Annotated in this window: 13 protein-coding genes; 7 read left to right on the plus strand and 6 right to left on the minus strand. The window is 53.8% G+C overall.

The features are described from left to right. Position 1 precedes the first annotated feature (1 nt). Positions 2 to 3,415 carry a DNA polymerase II large subunit gene (locus tag NTE_RS00365; protein ID WP_148699217.1) on the minus strand — a complete coding sequence of 1,138 codons (3,414 nt, stop codon included), beginning with the start codon at positions 3,413 to 3,415 and terminating at the stop codon, positions 2 to 4. A gap of 9 nt (positions 3,416 to 3,424) precedes the next feature. Further along, a complete protein-coding gene (locus NTE_RS00370; RefSeq protein WP_226987083.1) occupies positions 3,425 to 4,198 on the minus strand; it encodes a phosphoglycerol geranylgeranyltransferase in 774 nt (257 codons plus the stop codon). Between the two features lie 228 nt (positions 4,199 to 4,426). Between NTE_RS00370 and NTE_RS00375 the strand changes: the two genes are divergently transcribed. Further along, positions 4,427 to 4,678 carry a hypothetical protein gene (locus NTE_RS00375; protein WP_148699219.1) on the plus strand — a complete coding sequence of 84 codons (252 nt, stop codon included), beginning with the start codon at positions 4,427 to 4,429 and terminating at the stop codon, positions 4,676 to 4,678. A gap of 54 nt (positions 4,679 to 4,732) precedes the next feature. Further along, positions 4,733 to 5,419, plus strand: coding sequence for a helix-turn-helix domain-containing protein (locus tag NTE_RS00380; RefSeq protein ID WP_148699220.1), 687 nt, complete (start codon positions 4,733 to 4,735; stop codon positions 5,417 to 5,419). Here the strand turns inward: NTE_RS00380 and NTE_RS00385 are convergent. Further along, positions 5,343 to 5,888, minus strand: a complete 546-nt coding sequence (locus NTE_RS00385; RefSeq protein WP_226987084.1) for a hypothetical protein — start codon at positions 5,886 to 5,888, stop codon at positions 5,343 to 5,345. The genes NTE_RS00380 and NTE_RS00385 overlap by 77 nt on opposite strands. Before the next feature lie 463 nt (positions 5,889 to 6,351). On the opposite strand from NTE_RS00385, the gene NTE_RS00390 reads away from it, so the two are divergent. Continuing rightward, on the plus strand, positions 6,352 to 7,563 hold the full coding sequence (locus NTE_RS00390) for a Cdc6/Cdc18 family protein (RefSeq protein ID WP_148699221.1): 1,212 nt from the start codon (positions 6,352 to 6,354) through the stop codon (positions 7,561 to 7,563). Here NTE_RS00390 and NTE_RS00395 read toward each other — a convergent pair. Beyond that, on the minus strand, positions 7,558 to 9,054 hold the full coding sequence (locus NTE_RS00395) for a DNA-directed DNA polymerase II small subunit (protein WP_226987085.1): 1,497 nt from the start codon (positions 9,052 to 9,054) through the stop codon (positions 7,558 to 7,560). The genes NTE_RS00390 and NTE_RS00395 overlap by 6 nt on opposite strands. A 380-nt stretch (positions 9,055 to 9,434) precedes the next feature. On the opposite strand from NTE_RS00395, the gene NTE_RS00400 reads away from it, so the two are divergent. Together NTE_RS00400 and NTE_RS16100 are read left to right on the plus strand one after the other, a co-directional pair. Further along, positions 9,435 to 10,193 carry an Lrp/AsnC family transcriptional regulator gene (locus NTE_RS00400; RefSeq protein ID WP_148699222.1) on the plus strand — a complete coding sequence of 253 codons (759 nt, stop codon included), beginning with the start codon at positions 9,435 to 9,437 and terminating at the stop codon, positions 10,191 to 10,193. Between the two features lie 166 nt (positions 10,194 to 10,359). Beyond that, complete coding sequence (locus NTE_RS16100; protein WP_158384861.1) at positions 10,360 to 10,500, plus strand: hypothetical protein; 141 nt, start codon at positions 10,360 to 10,362, stop codon at positions 10,498 to 10,500. 3 nt (positions 10,501 to 10,503) lie between these two features. On the opposite strand, the gene NTE_RS00405 is transcribed toward NTE_RS16100, so the two are convergent. Then, positions 10,504 to 10,986: a COX15/CtaA family protein gene (locus NTE_RS00405; RefSeq protein WP_148699223.1), complete on the minus strand. Its 483-nt coding sequence runs from the start codon at positions 10,984 to 10,986 to the stop codon at positions 10,504 to 10,506. A 166-nt stretch (positions 10,987 to 11,152) separates the two neighbouring features. Between NTE_RS00405 and NTE_RS00410 the strand changes: the two genes are divergently transcribed. Beyond that, on the plus strand, positions 11,153 to 11,524 hold the full coding sequence (locus NTE_RS00410) for a response regulator (protein WP_148699224.1): 372 nt from the start codon (positions 11,153 to 11,155) through the stop codon (positions 11,522 to 11,524). On the opposite strand, the gene NTE_RS16105 is transcribed toward NTE_RS00410, so the two are convergent. Continuing rightward, a complete protein-coding gene (locus NTE_RS16105; RefSeq protein ID WP_158384863.1) occupies positions 11,508 to 11,690 on the minus strand; it encodes a hypothetical protein in 183 nt (60 codons plus the stop codon). The two genes, NTE_RS00410 and NTE_RS16105, sit on opposite strands and share 17 nt — an antisense overlap. A 91-nt stretch (positions 11,691 to 11,781) precedes the next feature. Between NTE_RS16105 and NTE_RS00415 the strand changes: the two genes are divergently transcribed. After that, positions 11,782 to 12,732: an adenylate/guanylate cyclase domain-containing protein gene (locus NTE_RS00415; RefSeq protein ID WP_158384865.1), complete on the plus strand. Its 951-nt coding sequence runs from the start codon at positions 11,782 to 11,784 to the stop codon at positions 12,730 to 12,732. Positions 12,733 to 12,736 lie beyond the last annotated feature (4 nt).

Below are 12,736 nucleotides of genomic sequence, written 5' to 3' on the forward strand. Positions count from 1 at the left end.
ACTAGCCCATAAACTCGGTCAGGCTCGACTGCACTTTCTTTTCTTCCTGGAATATCAGCTTCAACTCGGCCGATATCGACTCTACCCTGCTCTTCAGGTACTCGTTTATCTTGTATTCCTGGCAAAAGCCTGTCGCAATCCCGAGGTACTTTTCAACGGCGCCCCTTGTCACGGTCTGCGTCAGCCCGTTGCCGCATTCCGTGCACTTGCCCACAAGCGGCATCCTGCGGAATTTCTCGCCGCAGTTTGTGCACCGGAACGTCTGCGAAGAGTACGAGCGCATGTTGCCCATTATGTCCGGCAGTATGTGCGTGGTCAGCACCATGGCGGCGACTTCGTCGGCGTCCACTGCGCTGATGAGTTTTGCGGTGTCAAACTGCATCTTTAGCTTCTCGTCCATCGTGTTCAACGTCGAATAGGCGCTCCTCTGCTGCTTTGTCGTCAGCCCCGTAGTCGGGTGCGTAAAGCCGTAGCCAAAAAACTGCGTCTCTTCTCCAATCCTGCTCTTTACAATTTCTATCATGCTTGCAACGTCTGCCGCCTTGGCCTGCTTCCATGTCGCTTCATAGAATTCCAGCGGGTACGAGGAGGCAATGTCGACGTTGTGCGCCTGGCGCTGCACCTCGTGGGGAAGGACGGTAGGCTGTATGAGAAGAGGCGCGTCCATGAGTCCGCCTATCTTGTCTGGCAGGAAATCAAAAGAGAAGTTCAAAAACGCGTCCATGAGGAGCATTATAGAGTCGGCGTCGCCGTCGCAGTCGCGGCGCTTGGCCGAGTGCCATATCGGTGATCCAAGGCACACCTGCGAATCCGTAAAGCCGATTATGCGGCCCATGATGCCTACCGACGTGTGGGGCGCAAGGCCCACCACCAGGTGACCCACAAGGTCGCTGACGGCGTCAACGTTGTAGAACGGCTCTTGCTCGTACAGCTTTTCCAGCTCTTCGTCGATGAACTTTGCCGCGTTGACAAGGTGCTTTGCCGAATCGCGGGGGATGATGACGTCCTGCATCATAAGCTCCACCAGCTGATCAGATGAGACAAGCTCGCGGCCAAGGTAGTCGCGGGTATAGCCCAGTTCTTTCAGCTTGTCGACGCTGACCCCTATCCACGCAGGGACAAAGTGCGTCAGAGGCTCGTTGGTCGCGTCAAAGCGTATGGTGCCGTCCTTGAAGGCATGCAGCTCGTGCTTTTGGCGCAGTATCCCCTTTTCCAGAGGCTCGGCGGCCTTGTCGCGGCTCATAAGGGATTTTACGCCTTTTAGCGGCTCTTGCGCCCTGATGCCCAGCTTTTTCTCGGCCATCTGGAGCGCTGACTTTAGTGGGAAATTCATCGACGCGTAGGTCCTGCCGTCCCTGTTGCATCGGGGGCATTTTTCGCCCTCTTCCACCTCGCCTTTGCAAATGGGGCACTGGCTGCGGAGCATCGTCGACGCGCCGCACGAGCGGCAGTGGGTGCCAAGCGACGGCAGATGACAAGTTTCGCAGTAGCGGTTTGCGATCTGGGTAAAGAGCGACTCTTCGCCGCAGGCCTTGATGATGTCCCGCGTCGCGCCGCCCTTGGCGCCGATTGGAAACAGCACGTGCACTGGAGGCTTCATCTTGCGCTCGGCGGCTTTTTCCGGCCTGCCGACTCTGACTGCTATCGACGACGCAAACTTTTGCATTACAGTGATGCCAGAGGATTTTGTCACAAACTCGATGGCGTCCTTGGCCTCCCCTACCGGCATTGGCCCGGACAGCAGAGCGGCAAGCGATTTTGCCTGGCTCGGATCGTCAAGCACAATTTTATTATTATTATTTGATATAGAGTGGCTTACGCCCAGCTTTTCCAGGATTGTCTTTAGTTCAGGGTCGTTTGGCAGGTCCTCTGCCAGCTTTTCCTTCAGGTAGAGCAGTTCCTGTACCGTGACAACGTCAAAGTAGAAAGAGTAACGCGGGTGGAGAGGCACGCCGAATTTCTTGCTCACCTCAAATGCTTCGTCAACTGTCGGCGTTATCGTCAGAGGATTTTCGATTAGCTGTACCAGCCTGTCGCGGTTGATGCCATTATTATTATCATCATCAATTGAAGCAGCGGCAAGTTTTGACCGCAGCTGGAGCGCCCAGATTTCCTCCACATAGCTTGCAGGCGGAAGCTGCGCGTTGTTTTCTAAAAAGTCGCCATAGCTTATCAGCATGTCGCCCAGGTACAGGATCTTTTGCACCCTTGGCCGGATCTTTTCGGCCTGCTCCACCGAATTCACGGCAAGAACGCGGCCGTCGTCCATCCTTACCACGGGAGGCTCGACCGTGTCGACAAGCGCTATCGTCGACGCCTTGCCGGGTATGTCCATCTTGATCTGCGTGCCGGCGACAATCGCATAGTTCAAGAGCGCAGGCACCGCAGGGTGTATTCCCACCGTCGCAAAGCCGGTGTTGGGCGACCGGCCGTAACGCAGGCGGAACCCTCCTACCTTTTTCACCATGGAAAGGACAGGCCTGCCGGTGATGACTTCAGACATCCTGTGGTGCGCCGCGTCGTCGTCGCCTGTCTGGATAGCGCCCTTTAACTCCTTGAGCCACTGCCAGCCGTCCAGCTTTAATGTCTCGACAAGTTTCAAGAGCTTGCGGCTCCTGCCGATGAGCCCGTCGTTCATTACCCTCAGCGCGCCACCGCGCACCCTGTCTGTAGCTATCCTCCTCATGCCCTTGTGTCCCACGACGTCTACCGGGTCGGTGTCGACGCCGTCAAGTTCCACCGGAAGGCTTGCGATGCACTTTACGACGTCTTCATCGAGAACCTTGAACTGGAAACCCATCACCTCCCTTTCGTAGATCCTGAGCTCTTCGACGAACCGGCCGGTTTCGTCGTCAAACGAATTGGCCTTGTACGTGCCAAGGCCGGCTACCTTGCGCGCGTGGTCGGCGATAAGCATTGTCAATGCCGCTTCAGTTCCACCCGCGGAGCGTATCGGCCCGGCAAAAGACACCGACAGGTACTGCGAGCCGTCGGCGTTGTTCTTTATCGTGACGTCGGATATTCCCTGCAGAGGGGCAACCGTCACGCCCTCTGTCACCACCGCAAGCGATACCCTAACTGCATTGTCAAGCCGCGTGCGCAGGTCGCCCGTGCCGTACTCGCCCTTGGCGATCTCTTCTGCTATCTTTAACGCGGCCTTTTCTTTCGTGGTCTGGCCGAGGAGTGCGCGCAATCGCTCGGCGATCTCAATGTTGTGCATCTTGGCGACCCTGTCTGCCAGGTCAAACGCTATCTTGGGTTCTACTACGTCGGCGACGTCTATTCCTTTGCGCCGGGCCCTTAGCGCGTGTTCATAGTATTTCTGCACGCTTGCCAGGATGTCATGCTGGTACCGCCGGTAGTACGCCGGCATCCTTATGTCCTTGAGACGGGCCTCGCCTTCGGAGAGCATCATATCTTCTTCTTAGTGCGCCTGACGCATAGCCTTCACCATAGAAGATAACTTTTGCTGCCAGTCGCCGTCTTTCTCTATCATCGTGCCCACTACAATGACGTCGGCGCCTGCCTTCGCTATCTGGCCTGCCGTCTCTGGCGTCTTGATGCCGCCGCCGACGATCAGGATTCCCTCGTAGTACTTTCTCACCGCGGCCACCATCTCGGGCGTGACGTTCTGGGATGCGCCTGAGCCAGCCTCAAGGTAAACAAACCTCATGCCCATATACTGCGCGGCAAGGGAATACATCACTGCTAGGTTTGGCTTGTGGGACGGTATCCCCCTTGCCCTGCCGACAAACCAGGCTGCAGTCCCTTCTCCCACTATTACGTACGCAGTCGGCAGGGGTTCGATGCCGTGCTTTTTGACGGCAAGGGCGCCAAGCGCCTGGGCCCCGGTGATGAAATATGGGTCTTCGGAGTTTAGCAGCGAGCTAAAAAGTATCGCGTCGGCCTTGGGTGATACGCCTGTGACATTTCCGGGGAACAATATCACGGGTATCTTGACGGCGCCCTTGATGTCACTTACCACCTTGGCAAGCTCCATCTGGTCGGTTGCAGACGACCCGCCGACCAGGACTGCAGAAGCGCCGGCGGCCTCCACCTTTCTAGCAATAGATGTTACTACATCATTATTTGTCGAATTTTCAGAGTCGATTAATGGAAAACAGATCGTCCCGTGCTTTTTTATCTCTTCTCTGAGATAGGTTTCTACCTTTCCAACTGCTGGTACAGCCGCCACCACGCCTCCTTTTGAAATGGGTCAGCCATTTTAAAGTTTGACGTACACGGTTGGCAGCAGTATGCAAAGTTTAATAGCAGATGCACTATACAGATTTGTATAGTAGGCATGGCCGGGTCTGATTCCAAATCTAGCAAACTTTTGACAGAAATCATAGCAAATTCTTTATTTACACCCCGTCAAGTTTCCATAATTTCTAAAAGGCTGCAGGGCGGGGGGAGGCCGCCAAACATGACTTCGGGCGCGTATTACAGGCAGGTAAAGCAGTGCAGGGACAAGGCGATAGCCGTTCTTTACAGCGCAATACTTCTGCAATCGTCGGGGGCCCTGCAGCCGGAGGCGCTGAGCGCGATGGCCCGCCTTGCAGACCAGCTGAGCGTGATATTTGCTTCAGAGGGAAGTAGTGATGTCTTTGATCAGGCACGCATGGACGACGTGATGTCTGTGATGGACACGCTGGTAAAAAGAGTGTGCAAATTGTAAAAGAAGTTTGGTCCGTAACATTAAATCACGGCTTCTGCACGCACATGTCGTGACATGATCCTGGATCTTCCCCTTAACATCACTATCGACCTTGGAATCGTGATATTGGGTGTGCTGTTTTACGCAGGCGGCCTTGTGACCGTGATGGCGCTGCGCAGGTTTAGAGAAGCTGCAAAGCGTGACGATAATAGCTATCACGCCGACGACGCAGTTGTGGAAGCCGTCGTGCTCGAATACACGCGCCGCCTGAAGGATTATGACCGTGTGATAGCGGAGATGCGCACAAAGCTTGACATTGTTGAGGTAAAAACACAGGCGCTTGTACAGCAGCCTCACGTCATGGTCCAGCAGCAACCGTCGTCACCCATGTCACAGCAACAGGCACCTCACGCGCAGTCCGTGAGTGAGCCCGTAACAGTCACGCAGCATCCGCCGGCTGTCACGACGACAGTGGCAGTAGAAGTCGAGGACGGCAGTGGCGGACAGAGCAACAATGGCACCATAGACTATATCCTGAAGCTTTTGGTGGAAAGGCCCCGCACCTCAAGGGAGGTCCAGCACGCAATAGGCAGAACAAGAGAGCACACCGCCCGCCTCATGAAAAAGCTGCACGAAAGCGGCCTGGTGAGCAGGGATGTCAACAGCAAGCCGTTCCGCTACAACATCACTGAAGCCGGTCGTACGAGATTGACGAAGGAGAGGCCTTCTGCTGCTCAGGCACCCAAGATCCAGCAGGCTTAGCGGTCCTGTATATCCATTCCTTGCCCTGGCGGTTTCTCATGAGGCGGCCACGCTCGGCGTACCTCGACAGGTACGTTGAGATGATGCTCAGCTTGATAGGCTCGTTAAAAGTGTCCTCGTACAGCTCCAAGATGTCAGATGAAGTAAAGCTGCCGTACGGAAACTTGCTCTCAACAAGCGCCCATATCCTGTCGCCTACCGAGGCAGGATGAACATTAGCCCTGCCAAATTCGCCTTCCAGGTTGCCATGAGCAGTAGTGGTGGTGGCGCCTTCGCCCTCGATGTTGAGGAGATCCATAAACTCGACTATCTTTAGTATCTTGTCCTTTGAGATATTACCTTCCAGGGAAAGGTTGTACTTGCTTCCCTCGGCGTCTTCCAGTTCAATGCGGAACTTTTTCCTTCCCGGCATGAAAAGTAATAGCAGTCCAGCTGATATCACCTTAACACTTAACAGAGCGTGTGCCATTGTTGATAACAACCAGCTTAGCTATTGTTAGCTTGACATGAGACGAACGCTCTTTTCGTTAACAAAACCTGCCAGTTAACCATTTTTGTTGTTGCTAAAGGCTGTTTTCTAGTTCCAGTGGAAATAGAGGGGTCCACTCTGCCCATGTTAACAGCGTTAATCGTTACCTTAACGCTCCAGTGGAAACAAAGGGGTCTTTTTCTTGCCCTTTTCCAGTTAATCGATCGATGGTGTTAACCTGCTGTTATAATCGACGATTGTTTATACATACAGCCACCCCTTGCTTTCCTTTCCAGAACCCTTCTCATTAATTCCGGTCTACCAACTGTACAAGCTGACACCAAAACTAGTACAAGTTGATTTGAGGGTTTAAAACTGCCCTGTTAACGTAACTGTTAAGACAACCTTAACAAACCTGCATTCTGGAAAGGAAAGACAGGGGTGTGGGTGGAAGAATAAGAAGATGAGCAGCGGCGACATCGACAACATATTTGACAGGGCGGCAAGCGGCAAGTCGCTCGTCAAGAAAAGGGAGACTCTGACCATTGATTACGTGCCGGAAAAGCTGCCGTTCCGGGACAGGGAAGCAACGGCGCTTGCACAGACGCTGTCGACCGTTTTCAAGGGGGCACGGCCGTCGAACTTGCTGCTGTTTGGCAAGCCGGGAACCGGCAAGACTGCAGTCGTAAGAACCGTAGTGGACAGGCTGAAGAAAAAATCCGGCGAGCTTGGCATTACCGTAAACGTTCCTATAATCAACGCAAAACTTGCTAACAGCGCCTACAAGATGCTGTTTGAAATCGCAGAGAACCTTGGCCTGAACAAGGAGGAAAAAAAAGTCGTCCACTTTACCGGGCTTTCGATGGGCGAAGCAACGGACCGCATCCTGCAGTTCATACAAAATAAAAAGATGCACGTCATCCTTGTCATCGATGAAATCGACTCGCTGGTAGACAGAAACGGGGACGACGTGCTCTATTCTTTCACAAGGGCCAACGAGCGCATGGGTAAGGGAGGCTTTGTAAGTTTGATTGGGATCTCTAACAGCCTGACCTTCAAGGACAAGCTGGACCCTCGCGTGAGAAGCAGTCTTTCCGAGGAAGAGACCGTGTTCAACCCGTACACGGTAGAGCAGCTGCGGCAGATACTGTCAGAGCGCGCTAGACTGGCGTTTAACGAAGGCGCAATCACGGACGCGGCGATCAACCTGTGCGCGGCCATGGCCGGCAGGGAGCACGGCGACGCCCGCAAGGCAATCGACCTTTTGCGCGTGGCGGCAGAGCTTGCCGAGCGTGAGCACGTCTTGAAGGTGGAGGAAAAGCACGTGCGGGCCGCTCAGGAAAAGATAGAGAAGGACACCAACCTTGAAGTGATAAGAAATGCCACGACGCACACCAAGTTTGTAATGCTTGCAATTACAAAATCAAAGAACGGCAACACCGGCGAAGTGTATGAAACCTACTCGTCACTATGCAAGCAGGTCGAGCAGGAGCCCCTTACACAGCGCCGAGTCACCCAGATAATAAGCGAGCTTGACCAGCTGGGCCTCGTGTCGACAGACGTGGTGAGCCAGGGGCGCTACGGCCGGTCGCAAAAGATCAAGGTTGCCGTGCCACTTGCAACAGTACAAGACGCGCTAAAGGACGACCCGACTTTTTCGGACCTTCTTTTATAATAAAAGATTGAAATCCTGCTTGAACGGCTGTAACGTTGCCAGGTTGACGACGATTGCAATGCCGGGCGAAGGCGTGATGCCCATCGTCTGCTGGAACTTTGTCTGCGCCTGCCATGCGCCGGAATTCACGACAAGCGTCCCGCGGTAGCTGTCAACATCCGTCACGTGCACGTGGCCTGCGTGAAAAATGTCGGGGACTTCTGTCATCACCATCATGTCCTCACTCTCTGGCGCAACAGGCGTGCGCCCGCCGTACGTGGGCGACAGGTGGCGCGCCTTTAACAAGACTTTCATCGCCTCTGCCGGCCGCTGGTAGCTCATGCCCGGCGTGGTAGCAATCACGTCGTCGAGGCTCTGGCCGTGAAACATCAGCACCTTGACGCCGTTCAGCTCGATGTATGCCGGGTTGCCAAGCATCGTGCAGTTCTCAAGGTTGTACAGGCCACCCGACGTTGCCTCTGGAAATATCGGCTGCGGAAGCGCCCTTCGGCCGGGGTCGTGGTTGCCCGGGATGATGAAGGTCTTGATGTGCTTTGGAATTTTTGAAAGCAGTTTTGCAGTGTGCGCCATCTGGGCTGCGGCGTTCATCATGAGAAGCTCCTTGTCCTGATTTGGGAATATGCCGATGCCGTCGATCAAGTCGCCTCCGATGCAGAGGAACTTTATCTTGCGGACAACGTCGTCATCGTCTCCGGACGCCAGCCAGTCAAGGAAGCGCAGGAACTCTTGCTGCATGAAATACTTGCTTCCGACATGAAGGTCCGATATCAACACCGCATACGCTTCGGACCTGCTCTTGTTAGGCAGGTGGTCCGGTATGTCCGGTGAAAACACGTTTTTTATGGCAAGCCCCTGCACCCCCTTGGCGTTTTCCAGCTCGAGCATCACCACCTGGTCAAGGGCCAGGTTTGCCGCCTGCTTTTTTGCGTCCTCTGATGCGGCAGTCACCTGCAGCCTGCCCGTGTAATCGTCTACTTCTAGCTCGATGCCGTTTTTCTTTGTGCGCCTTGACATCAAAAGGCCCGACACGACGTACGTGCCGGCGTTTGCAAGGCTGCGCTCGCCTGCTGCCCCGGCCGGCCTTGGGCCCGTACTACCCTTTCCCATCTGCTTGACCGTAGAGATTTTCGTCATCCTCTTGCTGTCCGGCCTCTGGGCCAGGATGCGCATCGTCTTTTCAAACCTGCTCTTGAACAGCAATGCATAGCCATCGACTCCCTCGCCAGTGTTGACGTTAGGCGTAGGGTCTACAAGCACCTTGGCAATCTGCTCCACCGGCGCAAGCGCTTCCTGCCTTCCCGGGTTTACGACGTTTTTGACGTCGTCCACAACTATCATCTTGGTCTGCTTTTTCTGCTTGATTATTTCCTGTACTGCCTTGAGCACGTCCGTCTCAAGCCCCTTCAGCATGGCAAACGCGTCGGGATGGATCTGATAGCCCTTGCTTGTCGCATATGATAACGCATTGACAATCTCACTTTGCAGTACCAAGAAGCTGCCTTCCTATCAGGCCCGGTCCTTAATTACATTTCCCTCTTTGTGTTCTGCGTCTTTTTTCAATAAAATAATAATAATAATGATGATGATGTGGCTTGCTGTGGGGCTGTGTATGTAGTGCATACGCCGACCGATAGCTGCTACGAAAAAACCCACATACGTGTAACAGCAGAGATCCCGTACAATGTCTTCGGCGGCACCAAGGATCTTCTTTTAGCTAGAGAGAAGATGCAAGATAAAAAAAGCTTTGTATAGATGCTATAAAATAATTGCAAGATCTTCCTAATAAACTGCGAGTATTACACGTGGAGTTGAGACAGAGAGAGACTACTCCTATAAAATTTAAATATATATTCGAATATAGGAGAGAAGCCTTGTCTTCATCTTCCTTCCAGGAAAGGCAAAAGAATGACAGCAGCAGCAGTAGCAGCGAGGTGATCTGCCGGCCCCGGGAGGATCAACAGCAGATTATTGTCCCATTATCGCGGCACATGCTTTTGCAGGCAATGGAAAAACTGGGCATAAACGCCAAGTCCCTAGAATCACTCACAGTTGAACAGCTTCACGACCTCTTCAATAGGCTGAGCAATCTGACTGCCGCTGCTGCAGCAGCTCCTAACAACAGCAGCAATCAAAAGGAAAGATATCCACTGCATGTAGACGGCGGTGTCGCCGTTTTGTCGCCCATCGACAAGCGTATGCTAAAGCTCTTGCTCGCATCAAACGGCGACATTTCATCAATGACCTTGTCAAAAGAGCTTGGAATCCCGCTTACAACCATCCAGAGGAGGCGCAAGCGGCTTGTAGAGTTTCTGGACATCTCTTGCACTCTGGCATTGAGGAAATTCGACCTGCGCTCAATCACGTTCTTTATAGCAGCAGAAAACGGGATGTCGACAAGCATCGCCAAGGAAATCCTGACATGGCCAAGCGTAATGTCCGTGGCAAGGACGCTGAGCAACAACAACATCGACATAAAGGCAGACGTAGTTCTAAAGACAAACAAGGAAATCATCGATTTTTCCGAGAAGATAAAAATGATGCCTGGAGTAAAAGAGCTCTTTTGGACCGAGTCGATAGAATTGATAGGAAAGAATAACGACATGCTTTATTCCAAAATCGATTCCTCTTAGAGAGGCCCTCTTTCGTTTATCTGCCTACTAGTGAGCTGCACGCGCCTGAAATCTCTCTCTCTCTTGCTTTGCCGCTTGTGGCTGTGTCTTGCGCAGCTGGCAAGTTTTTTATGCAATGCTCACGCATACACCATGACAGCAACAAAAGACGGTGAAAAAAGAAACAATGAAAAAGTTTTGCGGCAGGTGCAAAAAAGAGATTCCGCCGTATTCGCAATACCTGCTTTGCGGCGACTGTCACAAAAAGGTCGCGCTTGCAGAAGACGACAGGGAGTTTTTTGAAAACTCGCGCGTGCACTGGCGCTAGACTCTAGCGCCCGTGCTTTCTCCATATTCCAACCCACAGAAACGTCAGCAGGGCAAATGCAAACACGCTGATGCCGGTCGAAAGGTGGCTTGCCACTGCTATCGGGTGCAGGTGGGTAGTCACCGTGATAAAGCCAAGCGCAAGCTGCCATGAGACTATGGCAGCCGCAATCACTGCTGCCATCTTGGCCCTCCTTATGCTTGAAGGGACGATTATTGCAGTTGCATAGACAAAGCCGGCAGTGACGGCTGCCACCAGCCTGTGGACGTATTCAATGAAGTAGCGCCCTTCAGGCGCGCCAAAGAGACCGTTTGGGCACAGCGGCCAGTCGGTGCACGCCAGGCCGTTTTCGGTGATGGGGCCGGAGCTTAAAAAGACCCCGATGAGCATGACCGAGTAGACAAGGCCTAGCGAGATGAACGAAATGACGATGATTGACCTCTTTAGCCGGGGTTCTTCGGCCGCTGCTGTCTTCTTTTCTGTCACTCCCTCTCTACTCTCTGCTCTGCGGCGTTTTTGACCCCTGTCCAATTATTAACCTTGCCACATGACACAGCATATGCACATGCACGAACGCAGGAAACACGCGCTCTAGATATTTTGACCTTAATGCTTAAAGGAAAATTCTGCGAAATTACTATCACGCTGTCATATGGTAAGGTCAGTCCTCCTCGTCGACCAAAAGCAATCGACTGCCGAGCTGGTCAAGACGTACCTGACGGCTGACGGCTATGAAGTGGACCATACGCCCGACCCTTCAAAGGCAGTCGAGTACGCAAGCAGGTCGCAGTACGGCGTCGTGGTGACAGACCTTGTGATGCGTGGCGGCATGTCGGGCATCGACCTGTACAGAGAGATAAGGTCCTACGACGTGCAGGTGCGCTTTGTGTTCATGCTGGTCCTGTCGGCCGACGTTCTACGGCTGATGGGGTCGCTTGAGAGAAGCGACGTCATAAAGAAGGAGCCGCTTTCCATGAACGAGGTCATATGCAAGGTGCGCGCCGCGTTCACGAATAGTCGCTAAAGATGCTGTTGACGTACGACGCCAGGTCGTCGCGCAGCTTTATCACCTTGGCGCGCTTGTCGCCATCCAGGTCGGTCATCAAAAGCGCCTCTAGGCCCTCCACCAGGTACTTTATGTTTGGAAGCGTCAAAAGCACTTGCTCTTCTTCCCTTTGTTTTCCACCCATCCCGCCGGTATATGCGTGGCACTCGTTATTAATCATCTCGCCCGTACAAATGAGTTTAATAGCCGATCTGCGCTGCAAATGCGGCATAAACATGTCTGATCCTGCCACGCCGGACTCGCAGCGGCAGATAATAATCAACCTCTACAACTCTGGCATAGAGCCGGACATAATCGCCCTGCAGCTTGACGTCGACAGGGAGCAGGTGGACAGGACGATAGCCGAGTTTGCGGCAGAGGAGGAGCGCAAGCACGATTCGGCAAACGCCACGTCTGGGGCGCCGTCGCTTTCGTCGTTTGAGCTCGGCCCAGTGGTGGACACGGAGCAGGCAGTCAGGCTGGCGCAGGAGCGGGTGTGGCGCGCCCTCCGCTTTGAGCCGCAGTTCAACCTCTCGACAGAGGAGACAAACAACATCCTGGAAAAGTTTGCCAAGTCCAAGGTGGGCTTTGTAATCCTGTACGTCGACGTCGTAGGGTCAACAAAACTGTCGATGACCATCCCGGCGGACAGGCTTGCCACCATAGTGCAGGCGTTTACGCAGGAAATGTCGATCCTTATTTCCGCCTACGGCGGGTACGTGCTGAAATACGTGGGCGACGCCATCCTGGCGTTCTTTCTTGCCGACTGGAACAATCTGCGAGTGCCGTGCGCAAACGCAGTTTCGTGCGCGCAGGCGATGATAAAAGTGATGCGGCAGGGCGTCAACCCTATCCTCAACCAGTACGACTATCCAGAGCTGAACGTGCGCGTCGGGATCGACGTGGGCGACAACGTCGTGGTGCAGTACGGGTGGGACACGATGACGCTTGAGGATGGCAGGCAGGTCAGGAGGCCGCACCTTGACATCCTCGGGTACACGATAAGCGTGACTGCCAAGATGACCGGGATTGCCAAGCCGGACCAGATAATGATAGGGCAGTTCGTGTACGAGGCGCTGTGCGACGAGGCCAAGGAGGCGTTTGCGCCCGTGCAGATAGGCCCTGAAAAGTGGGACTATGTCAGCGACTATACGGGCAAGATCTACAAGCTGTACGGCAGCAGGTAAGTAG

The organism is Candidatus Nitrososphaera evergladensis SR1 (assembly GCF_000730285.1).
Classification (GTDB): Archaea; Thermoproteota; Nitrososphaeria; order Nitrososphaerales; family Nitrososphaeraceae; genus Nitrososphaera; species Nitrososphaera evergladensis.